Genomic DNA, 18,891 nt, shown 5'->3' with positions numbered 1-18,891 from the left:
CGTCGCGTCGCGACGCATTAGCGCCGCCCGGTGACGCAGGCGGTACAGGCTCGGGCCGTCTCGTCCCAGTGGTCGTCGCAGACGGCGCGGCCGCAGCGGTCGCAGGCGCGGCTCGCGGTAGCCGCCTCGCAGATCTGGCACAGTCCAGTGCGGCTCACGGCGGCGGTTGGGTCGGACGGCTTATGACGATCGGGGGCGACCGCCCGGTATGCGCCAGTTCGTCGTCATCGGCCGCGACGTGCCAACCGATCCGGACGCGATATCGCTGTCCGACATCCCCGGGGCCGGCCGGCTCGACCTCCTCTGCCGGTGCGTGAGCGCCGGCGTCTTCCTCTCGCACGGCATCCGCGAGTCCGTCCGGGTCCACCTCGCGATCGGCGACGAGTTCACCGTCTCCTTCGACTCCGACGCGCTCCGGCACCTCCACCCCGACGAGCGCAACGTCGCCGCGCGGGTCCGCGACGCGCTCGACGCGCGAGACGAGGCGATCGGCCACATGCCCGCAGACGTCTCTCCGGGCGTCGAACTCCGCCGGATGGGGCTCGACGCGACGCTCGACCGGCTCGTCGGCGCGGACGGCCGCGGCCCGGACGGGACGCTCGTTCAGCTCCACGAGGACGGCGCCCCGCTCATCGACGCCGAACCGCCGGAAGATCCGGTGTTCGTGCTCTCGGACCACCACGACTTCGCGCCGGACGAGGCGGCTGCGGTCGACGAGCGCGCCGACCGCCGGCTCCGGGTCGGCCCCGAACTGCTCCACGCGGACCACGCGATCACGGTGGTCCACAACTGGCTCGACACCGACGGGTACGCCAGCTACTGACTGCGCGACGGATGACCGCACCACCCCCCGGCAGCGACCCGTCGCCGCCCGACCGAGAGACCACGACCGCGCCCGACGCGGACTCCCGATTCGCGGTTCCACTCCGCGGGGTGGCCGTCGACCCCGAGACGCGCTGCGCCCACTGGGACGACCCCGTCGACGTGGTCGCGCTCCGGTTCGGCTGCTGCGAGGCGTACTACCCCTGCGACGCCTGCCACGACGCCGCGACCGACCACGAGGCGGTCCCGTGGCCCCGCGACCGCTTCGACGATCCGGCGGTCCTGTGTGGCGTCTGCGAGACGACGATAACCGCGAGCGAGTACCTCGACTGCGACGATACGTGCCCGGCGTGCGGCGCCGCGTTCAATCCCGGTTGTCGGAAGCATCGGGGCCGGTACTTCGAGGTGGCGGGCTCGGGGGACGAGGACGGTGACGACGGTTTATAACTGATGGCGCGGCAGCGGTGGCGTGTGCCTGCGAGCGCCCGACGGGCGCGAGTCAGGACGCGCGAGGGAGTCAGGCGCGACGAGGGCGACTGAAGGGAGCCCGCAGGACGCGCCTGACGAGGCTGGGGAGGCGTGAGGTGCGGTTGCGGTGCGGGACGGGACTCGAAGGGGCAGTCGCGAGGACGAAGACGCGCGACGTAAGGACCGCAGGGAGCGAGTGAAACGAGCGACTGAGGACCGCAACGAGCGCATCGAGTCCTCGCGACTGGGGCTTCGTGGTACCCGCGTCTGGCGTCGATGAACTGGATATTCTATCGACTCCTCCCCCCTCCGGTCCGTCTTGATCGCCCCCCTTTCGGAAGGATTAAAAGAACGAACGGCTTTCTGTCGAGTGCGGGCCGGTGGGGTAGCTTGGTATCCTTCGGCCTTCGGGTGGCCGTAACCACGATTCAAATTCGTGCCGGCCCACTTCTCCCGCATTCTCCGCCGACTACTGACGCGTACCTACCTTCGGTGAAGCCGCGGTGTTCCGCCGCGGATGTCACCCGACCACCGCGTTCCGAGACGTGTGTTTCCCGGGCGCAGCGGGGAGGCCGAAACGGCGGAAATCGCGGTCCCGTCGCCGGTGACCTGAAGTATAAGGTATCCGGGACGATCGGTCGAACAGCTCCCCGATCGGCTTCTCGAAACGAGACACTACAGCCAGATATTTTTCCGTTTAGAACCCCTCTTGATCGGTAGTTGGAATGTCGATCGATAACCCGAATGAAGCCGCCACTGCGTCGATCGAAGTCTTACATGTCGACGACGATCCCGCGTTTCTCGACCTGACCAAATCCTTCATCGAGCGGGAGCTCGGCGACGTCGAAATAACCACGGTGGCCAGTCCGGACGCGGTGCTCGACACGCTCGACGAGCGGTCCGTCCACTGCGTCGTGAGCGACTACGAGATGCCCGGGACGGACGGACTCGAACTGCTCGACGCCGTCCGCGATCACTACGCCGACCTCCCCTTCATCCTCTACACGGGGAAGGGCAGCGAAGAGATCGCGGCGCAGGCGATCAACGCCGGCGTGACCGGGTACCTCCAGAAGGGCGGCCCCGACCAGCACCGCCGCCTGGCCAACCGGGTCAAGCACGCCGCGACGGAGTACCGCGCCCAGATCGAGTCGGAGCGGTACTCGACGGTCCTCCGGGCGCTCGACTATCCGATCTACGTCGTGAACGCCGAGGCGGAGTTCGAGTACGTCAACGAGGCGTTCCTCGACCTCGTCGGCTACGACAGGGAGGCGATCATCGGCAGCCCGCCGGGCAAGATCAAGACCGACGAGGGTGTCCAGCGGGCGAACGACATGCTCGCGACGATCGTCTCCAGCGCGGGGCCGGAGACGCAGCAGTTCCGGGTGGACATCCACACGAAAGACGGCGAGACGGTGCCGTGTTACGACCACATGGCCGCGCTCCCGTTCGACGACGAGTTCCGCGGGTCCGTGGGGATCCTCCGTGACGCGACGCGCGAACAGCGGCAGCGCGAGGAGCTGATCAGACAGAACAAGCGGCTCGACGAGTTCACGTCGATCGTGTCGCACGACCTCCGGACGCCGCTCCAGAACGCGAAGACGGCGGCGGAGATGGCTCGCGCCGAGAGCGAGGCGACGCACTTCGAGGCCCTCGAACGGGAACACGAGCGGATGGAGCAGATGATCGGCGAGCTGCTCACGCTCGCGAAGGAGGGCGAGTCGGTGTCCGAGCCGGAGCCGGTCGACGTCGGCGCGCTCGCCGCGGAGGCGTGGAAACCGTTCGGCTGTCCGGCCGACACGCTCGACGTGGTGGACGACGAGATCACCGTCTCCGGCGACCGCTCCCGGATCCGGCGGCTCCTCGAGAATCTCTTCCGCAACGTCGACGACCACTGCGGGTCGCCCGTGACCGTGACGATCGGTGCGTCCGCCGACGGGTTCTACGTCGCCGACGACGGGCCGGGGCTCGACGAGACGGACTGCGAGAGCGTGTTCGAAGCGGGGTACACGACCGCCACGGACGGGACCGGGTTCGGGCTGACTATCGTCGAGCGAATCGCCGACGCCCACGGGTGGGACATCTCGGTCGGCGACAGCGCGAGCGGCGGCGTCCGGTTCGACGTGACCGTCGACCCGGCGGTTCCCGTGACAGACGACGTACCCGTCTCGCCGTAGCGGGCCACGCCGCGGCTTCGACCGCACCGCGCAGGGCCCTGTGCCCCGAGCGATCGGTCCGCGGACCGGGCCGATTGAATAGGCACGGGAACGAGCGATCGATCGATGACACCCGACACAGTTGCGGGCGTCGACTGGGCGGGCGGCGCGTGGCTCGCGGTCGTGTTCGACGGGACCGGCGGGCCGGACGCGCGCCTCGAACGCGACCTCGAAGCGCTGTGGAACGACGGCGTTGATCGGCTGCTGGTCGACGTGCCGATCGGTCTCCCCCACGACGCCGAGACGCTGGCGAAGCGCGAGGCCGTCGACTCGGCCGCGCGGTCGGCCGCCGAGCGTCCGAGCAGCGTGTTCCCCGTCCCCTCGCGGGGCGCGTGCGAAGCGGCCAGAGACGGCGCTGACTACGAGGCGGTGAGCGAGCGGAACCGGGCCGACCTCGGCAAGGGGCTCAGCCGACAGTCGTACCACATCGCGCCGGCGGTCGGCGAGGTCGACGCGTTCCTCCGGCGGGACGAGGCGGCGCGCGAGGCGGTCATGGAGGCGCACCCGGAGGTGTGCTTCCGCGGGCTCAACGGCCGGCGGCTCGACCACTCGAAGACCACGGCCCCGGGCGTCGGCGAGCGGCTCGGCGCGCTCGACGGGCACCTCGACGACCCGGGCGCCGCGCTCGGTCGGGTCTGTCGACGGCTCGCAGACGAGCCCATCGACGCCGTGAGGGAGGCGGACCCCACCGCCGACGACGCCGTGGACGCGCTCGGGCTGGCGGTCGTCGCCCGCCGCCCGGTCGACGAGCTACGGTTCCTGCCGGGTGACGCGGATCTCCGGGACGACGAGGGGGTCCCGATGCGGATGGCCTACTGGAGCGCGGACCCGTTGGCGTGAGGATCCGCCGGGTGGTAAGGTTGAAGTCCCTCTGTCACCCGCTACGACACGAATGAAACTCTTCTCCTCGCGGGCGGACCGCCGGCGAGGGATCGCGGCCGCGGTCGGCGTCGCGGTCCTCGCGGTCGGGCTCTACGTCCTCGTGAGCCGCTACGCAGGGTTCCTCACCAACGCGGAGGCCCTCCGGACGTGGCTCGACCAGTTCGGTATCTTCGCCCCCATCGTCTTCATCGGCCTTCAGGCCCTCCAAGTCATCGTCGCCCCGATCCCGGGGCAGGTCGTCGCGCTGGTCGCGGGGTTCCTCTTCGGCCCGCTCGCGGGCACGGTGTACAGCCTCACCGGCGTGCTGATCGGGAGCGCGGTAGCCTTCTCGCTCTCGAAGCGGTACGGGCGCACCTTCGTGGAGCGGGTCATCCACGAGGACGTGATCGCCCGCTTCGACGGGTTCGTCGACACAGTCGGCGTTCCCGGGCTGTTCGCGTTCGTCATCATTCCCGGCCTCCCCGACGACGCGATCTGCTTCCTGAGCGGCCTCACCAAGTGGTCGCTACCGACGTTCATGGCCGTCATCGCGGTCGGTCGCCTTCCGGCGTACGTCCTCACCGTGTACGCGGGGGGCCAACTCGCGAGCGGCCGGTTCCTCTCGGCGATGGCGCTCGTCGCGCTCGTCGTCGCCGCGTCCGCGGTCGGGTACTACAAGCAGGAGGCGGTCCGCGACCTCGTCGAACGCGTCGAGCCGCGGCTCCCCTTCTGAGGGGCCCGAGACGAGCGATCCGGGGTCAGCCCCACGTCCAGTGCGCGTCGAGGACGAACCGGTAGAGTCCGCTGACGAGGATCGCGGCCACGTTCGCGATCAGGTACATCACCCCGGCCCACTCGACGAGCGCGGCGAGCACGCCGAGCTGGATCGGGATCGCCGTGCCGCGGACCAGGTTCGTCTTCAGCAGTCCGGCGAGGTACTCGGAGGCGCCCGTGTTCCGGCTCGCCCGGAACGTCCACGCGTTGTTGAGGACGTACGAGCAGACGATCGTGATCTCGATCGCGATCGTCGCGCCGACGATGTAGTTCAGTCCCGCGGTGTCGACGAACAGCCAAAGCAGGGCGAGCTGGAGCCCTGCGGTGAGCGCACCGACGACGACGAACCGGCGCATCTGGACCGCGATCGGTCCGCTGGCGAGGTCGCGGAGGACCGCTCGAAGCATCACTTATACCCGAGCGCTTCGAGGCGAGCTTCGAGGTCTTCGTCGACCTCGTCGTCGCCGCGCTCGGCGGCGGCCGCCTCCGCCGCGGCGCCGCGCTCGCGGAGCAGTTTCGCGTGGGAATCGACGACCGGGGCGAGCCGGTCGATGACTGCCTGTCCCTCCGCGTCGGGGTCGACCGCGAGGTTCTCTTGTTGGGTTGGATCCGTGGGACGGTGGTACAGCTCGCGGTCGCCGGCGTCGACGTTCTCGATGTACGTCCAGTCGTCGTCGCGCGCGCTGACGAACAGGTCGCCGTCGGACAGTGACCGGGGGATCGGCTGCTGGGTCACGTCCTCGCCCCGGACGGTCACCGAGACGACGGGGTCGGCAGCGTCGCGGTCACCGTCGCCGCCGGACTCGGACGGCGCATCGCCGACGGTGTCGGAGGGCGTCTCCTCTCCGGCGGCAGAGAGCGTCTCCTCGCCGCCGCCGGAGCGCCTCTCCTCGCCGCGGAGCGCCGGCAGGAGCGACTCGCCGTGCCACTCGGGCACCGGATCGACGCCGAGGAGGTCCGCGACCGTTGGGGGGATCGCATCGAGGCCCACGTGGCCGTCGACGTGGCCGCCGTCGAGCCCGGGCACGTCGGCCACGAACGGAACGTGGATCAGCTCGTCGTACAGCTTCGGGTAGTGGGCGAGGTGGCCGTGTTCCTGGAACTCCTCGCCGTGGTCCCCCGCGAGCAGCACCGCGGTGTCGTCGCGGACGCCCGCGGCGTCCAAGGCGTCGAGCAGTCGCCCGACGCTGGCGTCGACCTGCCGCACCGTCGCCTGGTACAGCGCCCGCAGTTCGCTGAGCGTCCGCTCGCCGACTTCGAGGCCGAGGCTCGTCCGAGCGTGCGCGTGGAGCATCTGGTGCGTGCCGACGATACCGTCGGACACCTCGCGGATGTAGCGCGGCGCGGGGACGTACGGCGTGTGCGTGTCCATGTAGTGGACCCAAAGGAAGAACGGCTCGTCGGTGTCGTCGACGAACCCGGTCGCGGCGTCCTCGACGTCGAACATGCGCGAGGCGTCGAGGAACGGGCGGTCGTCGCTGTCGCCGCGGAACTTCGAGCCGAGCCGACGGACGGGTGAGGTCGCGAGCTGGATCCACGCCTCGACGGTCGGGTGGGCCGCGAGGTACCGGCTGTAGACGCTGGATCCGACGCTGGTGACGAACGGCTCGAACTCGTCGAAGCCGTCGGGATACCCCCAGTGGTCGGTGAGGAATCCGTTCGCGGCGTTGAAGCCGCCGGTCGCGATCCCGGCGTCGGAGAGCACCTCCGCGAGTGTCACCGACTCGTCGACGCCGATGTCACCGGCCCGAGTGAACACCGGTTCCGAGGCGAGGATCGACGGGAACGAGAACGGCGTCCAGTTGCCGGTCGCGAACGCGCGGTCGAACACGGTTCCCCCGTCGGCGAGCCCGTCGATCACCGGCGAGCGTCGCTCCGGGTCGTACGGGGAGACCGCGTCCGCCCGCAGCGAGTCAACCGTCACGAGGACGACGTTCGAGACGGCCGCGTCGTCGCTCGGCGTACCGGGGTCTGCGGCCGTCCGGGTCGACGAATCGGATGTCATAGAGTACGCGGCGGACCCCCCGCGGCCGCGCCTCGGGCGGCGGCGCGCGGAGCGTCACGAGTATACTTAAATGCGGTTTGCCAGCGGTTTGAGGATTTCGATCCCTCCCATCTCCCGGAGCGCGGCAGTCCGTTGGTGCGTGTGCGCCCGCGTCGAGCGTAGCTATTTGCCCGTCCCGCTCCTCGACCCGACCATGTGCGAGACGCCACAGAGCGGACCGGTCGACGCCGCGGCGCTGCCGGAGTCGGTCCCCGACGACGAGATTCCCGAGTCGATCCCCGCCGAGTCCAGGGCGATCGAGACCAGCGGTGCGACACTTCACGCCGTCGAGGCCGGTCCGGAGGACGGGAAGCTCCTCGTGCTGCTCCACGGGTTCCCCGAGTTCTGGTACGGTTGGCACGAGGCGGTCGTCCCGCTCGCGAACGCCGGCTACCGCGTCGTGGTCCCCGACCAGCGCGGCTACAACCTCTCGGCGAAGCCGTCGGCGGTGCGCGATTATCGGATCGGCGAACTCTCGCGCGATGTCGTCGACCTGATCGACGCATACGACCGCGAGACGGCCGCCGTCGCGGGGCACGACTGGGGGGCCGCGGTGGCGTGGTGGCTCGCTCTCCACCACGAGGACCGTCTCTCGGAGCTGGTCGCGGTCAACGTCCCGCATCCGACGGTGTTCGAGGAGGCGCTCCGGGGGTCGTGGGACCAGCGGCTCAAGAGCTGGTACATGCTCGCGTTCCAGCTCCCGAAACTGCCCGAGGCGGTCGCCAGCGCGGGGAACTGGCGGCTCGCGACGAACGCGCTGCGGGACACGAGCGCACCCGGCACCTTCACCGACGAGGACCTGCGCCGGTATCGCCGGGCGTGGAACCGCGACGGCGCGTTCGAGGCGATGGTGAACTGGTACCGCGCGATCGTGCGCGACCGCCCCGAGCCGATCAAGAGGGAGGTGGCCGTCCCGACGCTCGTGATCTGGGGCGCGCAGGACCAGTTCCTCGCGCGCCGACTGGCCAACGAGAGCGTCGACCGCTGCGCCGACGGTCGCCTGCTCGCGATAGAGGAGGCGAGCCACTGGGTCGTCCACGAACACCCGCACCGCGTCGCCGAGGCGATCGCGGACCACGCCGACCCTCTCCCGCCGGGCGCGCGCGAGTGAGACCGGCCGTTTCGAATACTGTCCCCGCCGAGTCGCCACAAAGGTTATATCTGCCCTCGGCCAAGGGACAGATATGAGCAAACACTTCGAAGACGCGCGGTACTACCTGGGTCGGGCGACCGAACACGCGAAGGCGGGCGTGGTAGAAGAGTTAGAGCCGGTCGAAGCCCGCGTGAAGGAGCTCGTCGGCCGGGAAGACGAGGAACCAGAGCCGGAGCCGTCGCGGCTGGACAAGCTCCAAGCGGACCTGGAGGACCTCGAAGAGCGCGCCGAGGGCGAGGCCCGCGAGGCGGTCGCGTCCGCCCGGAAGCGCGTCGCGGAGTACCGCGGCAAGGACACCGCCGCCGAGTAGTCGCGCCGCGTCCTATCGGATCGGCGGCTCCGCTCCGGCGGTTTCGTCCCCACCGATCCGTTCGTCAGCGGGAACCACCGCGTACTCGATGCCCGCTTCTTCGAACAGCGACCGCACCCGTTCGATGCCCCGCTGTGCGTCGACCTCCGTCGCGCGGTAGTGCCGGACCGGGTGGCGGATCCACGACGGCTCCCAGTGGGCGTACACGTCCGTGGTCGAGCGGTCGGGGCCGACGTACAGCGCGAGGTGGAGCTGGTCGTCGCTGGCGAGCGCCCCCTCGGGGTACCACGCCCAGCTCGCGACGGTCGTCTCGGGCGGCGTCTCGTAGTCGCGGTACTTCAGCGAGGAGACGAGGTTGCGGACGAACCCGAGCCGGTGGAGCTGCGCTTCGACGAGGGGAAACGGCTCGCGGAGCGTGAACGCGTACTGCTCGCGCGGCGTCTCGCGCTCGGCGTAGAGCCCGACGAGCGACAGGGGCGCGTGGAGGAGGCTCGCGACGCTCTGTCGGACCCGTTCGAGGAACCGGAGTTCGTGGGTCACGGCGGGGGATCCGAGCGGGTCCGGGATGTACTTTCCGCGTAAGGTAACTCTTAAGTCCGGAGGTCGGATACCTCGAAGTGAGCGGGTTGGTGGTCTAGCTAGGTTATGACGGCTCCTTCACACGGAGCAGGCCGGCGGTTCGAATCCGCCCCAACCCATGCGTCTTCCTGCGGTTTCTGAAGTAGACAGCCTTCGCTGTGTCATTCAGTCTGGGGAGATAGCTCTCTTTCCAGCTATCTGTGTTCAGTGTACTGGGTCGGTCAGGCCCTTCGATCAAAATAAGTCTGTAATTCTTGTCAGCACAAAATCACAAACCGACAGTAACAACCAATGATCGGTCACAGCCGCCAAGGTCCTCTATCAGCTAGCAAACGTGGCTCTGTTGAATGCTTCTAAAGACGAAGTGGATATCGTACTGTCGCAAACGCCCAGTTCATTCGGCACCCTCTGCGAGGGGCGTAGCTATCCCGAGCAGATCCGCGCTCGCATTCCAGAGACGCTGCGCCGCATAGGTGCCCTGTGCCGGAGCGGACGGCTGTGTCGGCCGTTGATCGCTGAAGTATCGTCCAGAGATCGTCGCTGTCCGCGGCGAGAGGGCGGGCACCAGAATCTCGGCCGCCCCCTCGGCAACGCTCGTGACGATCGGCAGACCATCGAGCGCTTCGAGGACGCGGGGGATCGGTCCAGGGAGGAACCGACTGAACCCGCTTCCCGGGATCGCACCGGGATGGATGCTATTCGAGACTACGTCTCGGTCGGCGGCGTCGAGCCGTCTAGCGAGTTCACTCGAGAAGAGAATATTCGCGAGCTTCGAGTGGCTGTACGCCCACATGCCGGAGTACTCGTCGAGCGTCTGAACCCGCGAGAGGTCCAGTGACGTCCCCTGGTGCGCGGCCGAGGCCGTCGTGACGATTCGACTGCCGGCGGTGAGATGGTCGAGCAGCTCCGCGGTCAACAGATACGGGCTGAGGTGGTTGACGTGGAACGTGTACTCGACGCCGAGGTCGGTGAGCCGCCCGCTTCGGAAGAAGCCGCCCGCGTTGTTGATGAGGAGGTCAAGGCCGTCAGTCGTCCGGCGGACGGTCGCGGCCAGTTCTCGGACGGCGTCGGGGTCAGCGAAATCGGCCCGAACGAACTGACCGTCTGACCCGAGCGCGTCGAGTTCGTTCACGACCGCCGCCCCGGCCTCCTGATCGCGACCGTGGACGATGACATCGGCACCGAGACGCCCCAACGCGAGCGCCGCAGCGCGGCCGATGCCGCTCGTCGAACCGGTCACGAGCGCTCGCGTTTCGGAACAGTCCATGTCCGCAACGCCCGCGATAGCTTCGGGCTGCGTAGTCATACGAACCATTCGTCCTATAGGCACTTGAGGCCGTCTGCCCGGGGGCTGGCGACACGTCCAATCATGTTGAACTTCATCGCGGTCGGGGTGGTGGGGTGGCTGGTCCAGAACCCGTTCCGCGGCGAAGGCAACGCGGCCCCGAACACGGAGCGAATTCCGGAGTACGTCTCCCTACCCGGCGTCGTGTTCGACAGTTCCGGCTTCTCGATCGTCGGGCCCGGAATCGCGCTCGCGACCGTCGTCGTGATCTCCGTCGTGGTGGAGCGCAGCCGATTCGGATACGACATGGTGACGAGCGGCCACCAGGAGTCGGCGGCGACGTACTCGGGCGTCGACGCCGAACGGACCGTCGTCTCGACGATGACCCTCTCGGAGGTGGTGGCGGGAATCGCCGGCGCGGTGTTCGCAATTATGATCCAAGGCTGCTACACCGACCTGAGCGGCATCGGGACGTACGGGTTCGACGCGATCGCCGTGAGCCTGCTCGCCGCGAACAACCCGATCGGCATCGTCCCGGCGGGACTACTTTTCGGCGGCCTCGAGTCCGCCGGGTCCCACATCGGGATCTACACCGACCTTCCGGTACAGCTCATCGACGGGGTCATCGGGCTCGTCATCCTCTTCGTCGCCGTGCCGGAACTGTTCCGGACGGCCGCCGTGCGGACCGGGGTAGGGGGTGACCGCCGATGAGTCTCGCGGGCTACGCAGACGGCAACCGACTCCGGATCGGGGACGGTGCCGCCCTCGTCGCCGCGGCCGTCGCGGTGGCCGTCGCGCTGGATCTACCGATCGTCGAGATCGTCACGATCGGGTTCGTGGAGCGCTCGCTTCAATCCGCGACACCGATCGCGCTGACGGCCATCGGCGGTCTCTACGCCGAGAAGAGCGGCGTCTTCAACATCGGCGTCGAGGGGTTCATGATCTTCGGGGCGGCGACCGCGGCGACGACGATGTGGATCATCAGCGGGGGCGATCCGGGGCAGAGCGATATCTGGCTCGCGATCCTCGCCTCGGTGCTGGTCAGTCTCGCGTTCGCAGTGCTGTTCGCGATCCTGTTGATCAGATACGAGGCGGACCAGATCGTCGCCGGGTTGGCGCTCTGGTTCGTCGGGCTCGGCTTCGGGCCGTTCATGGCGGTGCTCGTCTGGGACAGCCGAAACAGCCCGAGCCTCGAGAGCATCGACAACCTGGCTATCCCCGTGCTCGCAGACGTCCCCGTGCTCGGTCGGATCCTCTTCGACGCGTCACCGCTCGTGATGATCACGGCCGTCGTGGCCGTGGCCGCGTGGAAGTTCCTCAACGACACGAGGTACGGATACTGGATCCAAGCGGCCGGGGAGAACCCGGAAGCGCTCGACACGGCCGGCGTCGACCTGACGCGTGTTCGATACGCGGCAGTGATCTTCTCCGGCGTCATGGCCGGCCTCGGCGGCGCGGTACTGCTCGCACAGGCGGGGTCGTTCACCGGCACCGGTGACACGATGGTCAGCGGCCGCGGCTGGATCGGCATCGTCGCCTACCTGTTCGGGAACTACAACCCGCTCGGAGCGGCCGCCGCAGCGCTCGTGTTCGGGGGCTTGGACATGTTACAGATCCAGCTACAGACGGTCGGCATCAACGTCCCGAACAGGCTGGTTAATCTGTTCCCGTACGCCGGCGTGATCCTCGTCCTGACGATCTGGGGCTCCACGCGGACCCCCTCCGCCGTCGGCGAGACGTACGAGAGCGAGGAGTGAGCACCGACGGGCGAGTGCCCGTTCTCGGTGTCTGATCACGGTTATTACCACGGTCGAGACCGGAGGCGCGAGGCCGACATTCGCTCATAAACACTACCCGAGTGCTGCGTCTTGGTTCACGTTCAGTTACATTTCTATAGGGGACTTATTACTATGTAATTATATATCTAACAGTAAGGCGTCACATGAGCGAGAAAGTGAACTCAATCCGCATTTTACATGTCGACGATGATCCCGACCTTGCGGAATTGGTCAGTACCTATCTCCGAAGAGAGGACAGTCATTTCGAGGTCGTATCCGCGGGGAGCGCGAGTGACGGACTCGACACACTCGCTGAAACGGACATCGACTGCGTTGTTTCCGACTACGACATGCCGGAGCGGAACGGGATCGAACTTCTCGAAGCCGTTCGCGAGCGGGACGCCGATCTTCCATTTATACTGTTCACGGCGAAAGGAAGCGAGGACATCGCGAGCGATGCGATTTCGGCGGGCGTTACGGATTATTTACAGAAGGGAGTCGGCACCGATCAGTACGCCGTTCTGGCCAATCGGGTCCGAAACGTCGTCGACAAGTGGCGGGCCGAGCGGGAGGCCGAACGGACCAAGCGGCGCCTCGAGGCGATCGCCGAAAACTCAAGCGACGCCATCCTCACCGTCGACTCCACGAACACGATCCAGTTCGTAAACCAAGCGACCGAAGACCTGTTCGGGTACGACCCGGAGACCCTCAGAGGCGACTCGCTGTTCACCTTGATACCGGAGCGGTATCGAGACGGCCACCGGCAGGGAATGGAGCGGTTCCTGGAGACGAACGACCGGTCGCTGGACTGGACGGCGATCGAATTCTCCGCCCAGCATCGAGAGGGACACGAGGTGCCGGTCTCGATATCGTTCAGCACGTTCAACGAGGGCGGCGAACGCAAGTTCGTCGGCGTTCTCCGAGACATCTCGGAGCGTGTTCGGATGGAAGACGAACTCCGAGAGCGAGAACGGCGGTTCCGGCAGATGGCCGAGAACATCCAGGAAATGGTCTGGATGACCGACCCGACGAAGGGTGAAGTACTCTACGTCAACCCCGCGTACGAGGAGATTTGGGGCCGATCGCCCGACGCGCTATACGAGGACCCGCAGTCATTTGCGGACGCCATCCATCCGGAGGACCGAGACCGAGTCGAAGAGATCCTCGATCCGCAGTCGACTGGCTCCTACGAGGAGGAGTACCGCATCGTCCGGCCGAACGGAGAGACGCGATGGGTGTACGACCGGGCCGTTCCGGTGAAAAACGAGGCCGGAGAAGTGTATCGGACCGTCGGTATCGCCTCGGATATAACTGAGCGGCGAGAACGCGAGCGTGAGTTTGATCGCGTCGTCGAACTCCTCGATCACACGGAACGGGTCGCCGATGTCGGCGGCTGGGAGGTCGACCCGAAGACGGGAGACGCGTTCTGGTCCGACCACCTGTTCGAGCTCATCGGCTGGGAGGGCGACCGAACGCCCTCACTGGAGGACGTCGTCGACAGCTACGTCGAGGAAGACCGGCCGAGGGTTGAAGCCGCGGTCGAAAACGCACTTACTCACGGGGAATCGTTCGCGATAGAGGCCCGCCTCCAGCGGTCTAACGGCGAGGATCGGTGGATGGAGATCCGCGGCGACCCTCACGTCGAAAACGGTGAAGTCACGACGCTCCGAGGGGCCGTTCACGACATTACTGAGCGGAAGCAACGAGAGCGGGCGCTTCACGAACTGTACGACGTCACTTCGGACCCGGATCTGTCGTTTGACGAGAAGGTACAAGCGCTTCTGCGGCTCGGTCGGAGGGAGTTAGGAACCGAGTACGGGACCCTCTCGAGCATTCACGACGACGAATACGTCTTCGAGTTCGTCGACACGGACCGTGAGACGATCCAGCCCGGCGACGTAGTTCCGGTCTCGGCGACGAACTGTGAACTAGTAGCGAGCACCAGACAGACGGTCGTGATCGGCGACGTCGAACGGGATGCGCCCGAGGAGACCGGCCGGGCGGGATTCACCGAGTGGGGGATTTCGTCGTACATCGGAGCCCCAGTGTTCGACACCGGTGACGTGTACGGGACGTTCTGTTTCTACGACACTGCGGCCCGGGCCGATCGGTTCACGGACTGGGAGGAGACGCTGGTTGACCTGATGAGCAACTGGGTGACGGTGGAACTCCAGCGAAAGCGGACGACGGAACAGCTCCGAGATCAGAACGAGCAGTTGAGCCAGTTCGCGTCGATAGTTTCGCACGACCTACGGAACCCCCTGAACGTCGCGAAGGGCCGACTGGAGTTGGTACGAGAGGAGTACGACGGTGAGCATATCGACGCGGTGCGCCGGTCTCACGAGCGGATGCAGGACTTGATCGACGATCTGCTTGCGCTCGCTCGCGTCGGAGAACAGATGGGCGAGTTAGAGCGAGTGAACCCGGCGGATGTAGCCAGCGATTGCTGGCGGACGGTCGCTACCACTGAGGCGACGCTCAGAACGGCTATCAGCCGGAGTGTTCGTGCCGATGAAAGTCGGTTTCGCCAGTTGTTCGAAAATCTCATCAGTAACGCGATCGAGCACGGAGGCGAGGACGTGACGGTTACCGTCGGGGAACTGGACGACGGGTTCTACGTCGAAGACACCGGTGTGGGGATTCCGGAAGAGAACCGTGACAGCGTGTTCGAACCGGGCTACTCCACCACGCGAAACGGGACCGGCTTCGGACTACACATCGTGAATCAGGTGGTGAAAGCACACGGATGGGACATCCGGGTGACTACCGGAGCTCGGGACGGCGCCCGGTTCGAAGTCACGGGCGTCGAGTTCAGTTCGGAGTGACCTGTCACGGGTTCAGCTCCCGAGGCGTCGCCCCGCGACGCGGAGCGGCACGGCCTCTCAGGACTGCTGGTTGGGGAAGACCATCACCGGTACGGCCGCCTCCCGGATGAGTCGGTTCCCGGGGTCGCCCGCCAGCGTCTGCTTCCACGTGTCCATGTCGCGCGGCGTGAAGGCGACCACCGTCGCCGCGGTCATCTCGACCGCGTCGACGAGCGCCTCCGTGACCTCGCGCGCTTCGAGCGTCACCCACTCGAACTCGAGGTCGCGGCGATAGAGGATGTCCGAGAACGTTTCGTAGGTCGCCCCGGCGAACTGGTCTCGACCGGTCTTGATCGTCGTCTCGGCGTCGGTCCCCCGCGTGACGTGTGTCACGATGAGCGTGGTCCCCGCGTCGAGATGCGGCCGGATCGCACGCGCCGTCGCCTCCGCGTCTTCGGGACTCGCAATCGGGACGAGAATGCGTTCGAAGAGCTCGTCGTTCACAACGGAACTGTCTCCCAGACGAACATAACTCGTGGGGGACGTTCCCGAGGTGCGGCTCTCCGTGTGCGGCGGCCACCGACACCTCAGTCAGACTCAGTTGACCTCGATGATCTCCACGTCGAACGTCAGCGTTTCGCCGGCGAGGCGGGGGTTGAAGTCCACCCGAACGATCTCCTCGTCGACGTGAACGACCTCTCCCTGACTCCCGTTCTGAGCCTCGAGATACGAGCCCTCCTCCGGCGTCTGTCCGCCGAGCATCTCTCTGAGCTCCGCGGTCTCGAACTCCTGGACGTGTTCCTCGCTGGGTTCGCCGTAGGCCTTCTCCGGCGGGATCGTCAGCGTCTCCGTGTCTCCCGCCTCTAAGCCGATCAGTCCCTCCTCCATCCCCTCGATGACCTGCTCGGCCCCGATTTCGACCGTCAACGGCGTGTACTCTCTGTCGGGTTGCGCTTCGGCGAGCCCCGCCTCCTCGGCGACGGACTGCCGGGTGGTGTCGAACACTGTTTCGTCGTCGAGTCGGCCCGTATACTCGATCGTCACGGAATCGCCGGTATCGATCGTCATACGCGTTCGAACAGCGCCGCACGGAAAGTCTGTGGCATTGCGCGACAGGAGCCGGTGCGGCACAGTGCGGCGTCGTCGTGTCGGCGATCAGGGCGGGCGCCGACGGGTGGCTCGCTTCGTCACTGCGATCCGACCGACCGCCGGAGCGCGCGCTGTGCGCGGTACAGCGTGTACGCAACGGAGACCCCGACGAAGACTACCGCCGCACCGACGGCAGCGAGCACCGGACCGGACGCCGGCTCCTTCAGGTCGTCGCCCGTGCCGCAGTTTCCGCAGCCGTCGTCGCCGCAGTTCCCACACCCCGGCGCGTCCGTCGAGTCGTCGTCCGCCGAGTCGGCCGTCGATCCGCCCCGGTCGGCCGCGGTGGCCTCGTCTGCGTCGGGGGTGGCACTCGTCTCGTCCGGTTCGCGAGAGACGCCGTCCGGCCGCGTCTCGCTCGGCGTTTCGTCCGGGCCGTCGTCCGTGGCGACCGGCCCGGCGGTCACTTCGACCGAGTCCGTGGCCTCGCCACCCGAGTCGTCGGGCTCGTCGAACAGGTGCGGCGCGTGCGAGCGGAGCGCCTCCAGCCCAGCCTCGATCTCTTCACGGTCCTGGTGGCCCACCGCGAACTCGGACAGCTCATCGACCATCTCGCGGGCGCGCTCGGATCGGTCGTTCTCGACGTAACTCCGGGCGGCGTCGAACATTGCCCGGCCGAGCCAGTGTGCGAACACCGGGTTCTCGTACCGGTCTTCGAGCGCTTCGAGGCGTTCGAGCTTCGTCTCGCCCGCGTCGATGTCGCCGTCGAAGAACGACGCCCGCGCGGAGAAGAACGCCGCCACCGCCGCCCACGTCGCACTCGACGGCGTCGAGAGTCGCTCGTGGTGCGCGGCCGTCTCGCTCGCCCAGTGTTCGACCCGACTGATGTCGGCCGCCTCGAAGCCGGCGCGCGCGGCGTTCGCCGTCGCGACCGGGAGCCAGCGGGTGATCGACTCCTCCCGGGCCGGGTACCGGTCGGCGAGCGCTTCGATCCGACCGATCCGGTCCTCGATCGCTTCGACGTCCGTCCGCTTGGCGTCGGCGTTTGTTCGGCCGGCGAGGACGCCGGCCAGGCCGGCGGCGACGTCGCCGTCCGGGTGAGTTCGAAACAGCTCCTCCGCGCGGGCGACGCGGTCACCTTCGACCGCCGAATCGGGATGGTCGTCGCCCGTGTCGGCACCGGCGTTGCGGCCCAGCGGCACGTCAGCGGTCTCCTCGCTCTCGGGTTCCTCGCCGAGGTACAGTTCCGCGTGAGCGTACGCCCGCAACAGCGCGGCCGCGACGTCCGGCTCGGGATGCGCGTCGTACAGCGTTTCGAGACGGTCAACCAGGGGTTCGATCCGATCGCGGCGATCCCCCTTCCCGTTCGCGTGGATCGTCTCGGCGGTCGCCCGAGCCAGCGGCGCCGCGATCGCCGGCTCGGGGCGGCGGTCGTACAGCGTTTGGATTCGGTCTCGGTACGCCTCGATGCGGCCGGGGTCGATCGCGGTCTCGTAGAGGTCGTCACGGTCACGCACGCTCGTCGCGTTCGCGAGGGCGTTCGCGAGGTGGACCGCCGTGTCGTTGGCTCCGCCGTGGCCGCGGAGCCGGTCCAGCCGCGCGATCGTCTCGGCCTCAGCGTCGAACGCTCCGCGTTCGCCGTAGGCGTCGGCGAGCGCGACGAGGGCGTCGGTCAATCGCGCGTGATCGTCCGGGCTCCTCTCGGCCGGTTCCGTCGCGGCGATCGCCTCGACGCGTCGCTCTAGCTCGTCGACAGACCGTGTGTCGCTGGCTACCATATGTGTTGACTTACCCTTGGCGTCTTCCGACGTAAACGCTCGCCTTCGAGCGTGGCGTCACCTGCTGTCGTTTTCCCCGCGCGTCCCGCTCCGTGCTGCCGAGCAGTTTCCGGTCGTCAGGCACTAGCGCTGGCTGCGTCGGCGCTCCGCTTGAGCCTGATAATGAGACTAATCAGGAAGGTCCCTATCATCACCAAGAGCACGTTGACGGCCCCTCGGATTGCCGGCGCCGGGAGCGAGGTGACGGTGGCGCCCTGTATAACGCTCACCGTCCCCACACAGATCAGCACGGCGATCACGTAGGTGACGGTGGCATCGAGGACGGTCCCGTGCGTCAGCCGACGCGCCCGAATCGCCTGTCCGAACGAGACCCCGTAAACGGTGAACGCACCGGCCGCGGTCGCGACGATCACCTCCGCGACCACCGTCGGCCCGAGCCAGACAACGAGCGGGAACTGGATTAAGGCGAGCAGCATGAATCCAGTCTCGATCCGTCGGGCCGTCGACAGCGAGATCCGGGTTCCCTCGGTCGATGTCGCGGGCTGAGCGTAGTACAGTTCTCGGAGTGACAAGGCGAGGAAGACGGCAAAGAACAACTGTGAAAGGAGTCTGAACGCGACGAGAACCGTTCCAACTGCCGGGCGAGTCGTCTCGGCCAGCAACAGCGCCGAGAACACCCCTCCGACGGCCGTCGACAACGCGACGTACCGCCACACGAGCGTGTCATGCGGTTCGTGTCGCGCTGTTACCAGCGCGTACCGCGCCGTTCCGAGGCACGCGGCCAGCACGAGGACGAGGGCGACGAACCGAGTGACGCCGACCCCGAGTACCGGTGACGAGGTACTAACGACCGCTGGTCCCGGCTCTAACGCGCTCGACCCGAGAGTCGCCGTCATCAGTTCGTTCCCGCCACGTTCGACGACGCGGTCACGCATT

Annotated in this window: 18 protein-coding genes, 2 tRNA genes and 1 pseudogene; 12 read left to right on the top strand and 9 right to left on the bottom strand. The window is 67.3% G+C overall.

From position 1 onward, the window contains the following. Nucleotides 1-17 precede the first annotated feature (17 nt). Nucleotides 18-158, bottom strand: a complete 141-nt coding sequence (locus Z052_RS20375; RefSeq protein ID WP_176455142.1) for a hypothetical protein — start codon at nt 156-158, stop codon at nt 18-20. 50 nt (nt 159-208) lie between these two features. On the opposite strand from Z052_RS20375, the gene trmY reads away from it, so the two are divergent. From trmY to Z052_RS01510, 6 genes are all read left to right on the top strand, one after another. Beyond that, nucleotides 209-823, top strand: a complete 615-nt coding sequence (gene trmY / locus Z052_RS01535; protein ID WP_094494685.1) for a tRNA (pseudouridine(54)-N(1))-methyltransferase TrmY — start codon at nt 209-211, stop codon at nt 821-823. Between the two features lie 11 nt (nt 824-834). After that, entirely contained in the window at nt 835-1,269 is a 435-nt protein-coding gene (locus Z052_RS01530; RefSeq protein WP_086215989.1) for a CHY zinc finger protein, read from the top strand. Nucleotides 1,270-1,664: 395 nt separating this feature from the next. Continuing rightward, nucleotides 1,665-1,737 (top strand) — tRNA-Pro (locus tag Z052_RS01525). Nucleotides 1,738-2,015: 278 nt separating this feature from the next. Continuing rightward, a complete protein-coding gene (locus Z052_RS01520; protein WP_089308735.1) occupies nt 2,016-3,464 on the top strand; it encodes a response regulator in 1,449 nt (482 codons plus the stop codon). Between the two features lie 105 nt (nt 3,465-3,569). Then, on the top strand, nt 3,570-4,343 hold the full coding sequence (locus tag Z052_RS01515; protein WP_094521404.1) for a DUF429 domain-containing protein: 774 nt from the start codon (nt 3,570-3,572) through the stop codon (nt 4,341-4,343). Nucleotides 4,344-4,395: 52 nt separating this feature from the next. Then, nucleotides 4,396-5,097: a TVP38/TMEM64 family protein gene (locus Z052_RS01510; protein WP_049932921.1), complete on the top strand. Its 702-nt coding sequence runs from the start codon at nt 4,396-4,398 to the stop codon at nt 5,095-5,097. 25 nt (nt 5,098-5,122) lie between these two features. On the opposite strand, the gene Z052_RS01505 is transcribed toward Z052_RS01510, so the two are convergent. Together Z052_RS01505 and Z052_RS01500 are read right to left on the bottom strand one after the other, a co-directional pair. Continuing rightward, nucleotides 5,123-5,545, bottom strand: coding sequence for a GtrA family protein (locus tag Z052_RS01505; RefSeq protein WP_089308733.1), 423 nt, complete (start codon nt 5,543-5,545; stop codon nt 5,123-5,125). Then, on the bottom strand, nt 5,545-7,143 hold the full coding sequence (locus Z052_RS01500; protein WP_099288617.1) for a sulfatase-like hydrolase/transferase: 1,599 nt from the start codon (nt 7,141-7,143) through the stop codon (nt 5,545-5,547). The genes Z052_RS01505 and Z052_RS01500 overlap by 1 nt, the downstream gene beginning before the upstream one ends. A gap of 193 nt (nt 7,144-7,336) precedes the next feature. On the opposite strand from Z052_RS01500, the gene Z052_RS01495 reads away from it, so the two are divergent. Further along, entirely contained in the window at nt 7,337-8,293 is a 957-nt protein-coding gene (locus Z052_RS01495) for an alpha/beta fold hydrolase (protein WP_094494683.1), read from the top strand. Between the two features lie 73 nt (nt 8,294-8,366). Then, the gene (locus Z052_RS01490) at nt 8,367-8,645 is read left to right on the top strand and encodes a hypothetical protein (RefSeq protein WP_049932917.1); all 279 of its coding nucleotides are present in this window, start codon (nt 8,367-8,369) and stop codon (nt 8,643-8,645) included. Between the two features lie 12 nt (nt 8,646-8,657). On the opposite strand, the gene Z052_RS01485 is transcribed toward Z052_RS01490, so the two are convergent. After that, nucleotides 8,658-9,185: a hypothetical protein gene (locus Z052_RS01485; RefSeq protein WP_089308729.1), complete on the bottom strand. Its 528-nt coding sequence runs from the start codon at nt 9,183-9,185 to the stop codon at nt 8,658-8,660. Nucleotides 9,186-9,268: 83 nt separating this feature from the next. Here Z052_RS01485 and Z052_RS01480 point away from each other — a divergent pair. Next, nucleotides 9,269-9,343: transfer RNA gene (locus Z052_RS01480), tRNA-Val, on the top strand. Nucleotides 9,344-9,618: 275 nt separating this feature from the next. Here the strand turns inward: Z052_RS01480 and Z052_RS01475 are convergent. Further along, nucleotides 9,619-10,530: an SDR family NAD(P)-dependent oxidoreductase gene (locus tag Z052_RS01475; RefSeq protein ID WP_094494682.1), complete on the bottom strand. Its 912-nt coding sequence runs from the start codon at nt 10,528-10,530 to the stop codon at nt 9,619-9,621. Between the two features lie 60 nt (nt 10,531-10,590). Here Z052_RS01475 and Z052_RS01470 point away from each other — a divergent pair. From Z052_RS01470 to Z052_RS01460, 3 genes and pseudogenes are all read left to right on the top strand, one after another. After that, nucleotides 10,591-11,220 (top strand): annotated as a pseudogene (locus tag Z052_RS01470) (ABC transporter permease); the annotation flags it as partial. Further along, nucleotides 11,217-12,266: an ABC transporter permease gene (locus tag Z052_RS01465; protein ID WP_094494681.1), complete on the top strand. Its 1,050-nt coding sequence runs from the start codon at nt 11,217-11,219 to the stop codon at nt 12,264-12,266. The pseudogene Z052_RS01470 and the gene Z052_RS01465, both read left to right, overlap by 4 nt. A 185-nt stretch (nt 12,267-12,451) precedes the next feature. Then, entirely contained in the window at nt 12,452-15,112 is a 2,661-nt protein-coding gene (locus tag Z052_RS01460) for a PAS domain S-box protein (protein ID WP_094519734.1), read from the top strand. A gap of 57 nt (nt 15,113-15,169) precedes the next feature. On the opposite strand, the gene Z052_RS01455 is transcribed toward Z052_RS01460, so the two are convergent. The 4 genes from Z052_RS01455 to Z052_RS01440 form a co-directional block, all read right to left on the bottom strand. Next, entirely contained in the window at nt 15,170-15,595 is a 426-nt protein-coding gene (locus Z052_RS01455; RefSeq protein WP_049931046.1) for a universal stress protein, read from the bottom strand. 93 nt (nt 15,596-15,688) lie between these two features. Further along, nucleotides 15,689-16,135 (bottom strand): peptidylprolyl isomerase, encoded by a 447-nt coding sequence (locus tag Z052_RS01450; protein ID WP_049931060.1) that lies wholly within the window; start codon nt 16,133-16,135, stop codon nt 15,689-15,691. Nucleotides 16,136-16,278: 143 nt separating this feature from the next. After that, entirely contained in the window at nt 16,279-17,955 is a 1,677-nt protein-coding gene (locus Z052_RS01445; RefSeq protein WP_094519733.1) for a hypothetical protein, read from the bottom strand. Between the two features lie 116 nt (nt 17,956-18,071). Further along, nucleotides 18,072-18,890 carry a hypothetical protein gene (locus Z052_RS01440; RefSeq protein WP_094494678.1) on the bottom strand — a complete coding sequence of 273 codons (819 nt, stop codon included), beginning with the start codon at nt 18,888-18,890 and terminating at the stop codon, nt 18,072-18,074. Nucleotide 18,891 lies beyond the last annotated feature (1 nt).

It is taken from the genome of Halorubrum sp. C191 (genome assembly GCF_002727095.1).
GTDB classification, from domain to species: domain Archaea; phylum Halobacteriota; class Halobacteria; order Halobacteriales; family Haloferacaceae; genus Halorubrum; species Halorubrum ezzemoulense.
Note: the sequence above shows the minus strand (reverse complement) of the source record. Positions and strands in the feature narration are given on the sequence as shown.

What these genes read in the sequence shown, in the direction of transcription:
- trmY (WP_094494685.1), top strand. Translation starts at nt 209, where the DNA reads ATGCGCCAGTTCGTCGTCATCGGCCGCGACGTGCCAACCGATCCGGAC.
- Z052_RS01530 (WP_086215989.1), top strand. Translation starts at nt 835, where the DNA reads ATGACCGCACCACCCCCCGGCAGCGACCCGTCGCCGCCCGACCGAGAG.
- Z052_RS01520 (WP_089308735.1), top strand. Translation starts at nt 2,016, where the DNA reads ATGTCGATCGATAACCCGAATGAAGCCGCCACTGCGTCGATCGAAGTC.
- Z052_RS01515 (WP_094521404.1), top strand. Translation starts at nt 3,570, where the DNA reads ATGACACCCGACACAGTTGCGGGCGTCGACTGGGCGGGCGGCGCGTGG.
- Z052_RS01510 (WP_049932921.1), top strand. Translation starts at nt 4,396, where the DNA reads ATGAAACTCTTCTCCTCGCGGGCGGACCGCCGGCGAGGGATCGCGGCC.
- Z052_RS01505 (WP_089308733.1), bottom strand. Translation starts at nt 5,545, where the DNA reads ATGCTTCGAGCGGTCCTCCGCGACCTCGCCAGCGGACCGATCGCGGTC.
- Z052_RS01500 (WP_099288617.1), bottom strand. Translation starts at nt 7,143, where the DNA reads ATGACATCCGATTCGTCGACCCGGACGGCCGCAGACCCCGGTACGCCG.
- Z052_RS01495 (WP_094494683.1), top strand. Translation starts at nt 7,337, where the DNA reads ATGTGCGAGACGCCACAGAGCGGACCGGTCGACGCCGCGGCGCTGCCG.
- Z052_RS01490 (WP_049932917.1), top strand. Translation starts at nt 8,367, where the DNA reads ATGAGCAAACACTTCGAAGACGCGCGGTACTACCTGGGTCGGGCGACC.
- Z052_RS01475 (WP_094494682.1), bottom strand. Translation starts at nt 10,530, where the DNA reads ATGACTACGCAGCCCGAAGCTATCGCGGGCGTTGCGGACATGGACTGT.
- Z052_RS01465 (WP_094494681.1), top strand. Translation starts at nt 11,217, where the DNA reads ATGAGTCTCGCGGGCTACGCAGACGGCAACCGACTCCGGATCGGGGAC.
- Z052_RS01460 (WP_094519734.1), top strand. Translation starts at nt 12,452, where the DNA reads ATGAGCGAGAAAGTGAACTCAATCCGCATTTTACATGTCGACGATGAT.
- Z052_RS01445 (WP_094519733.1), bottom strand. Translation starts at nt 17,955, where the DNA reads ATGGTAGCCAGCGACACACGGTCTGTCGACGAGCTAGAGCGACGCGTC.
- Z052_RS01440 (WP_094494678.1), bottom strand. Translation starts at nt 18,890, where the DNA reads ATGCGTGACCGCGTCGTCGAACGTGGCGGGAACGAACTGATGACGGCG.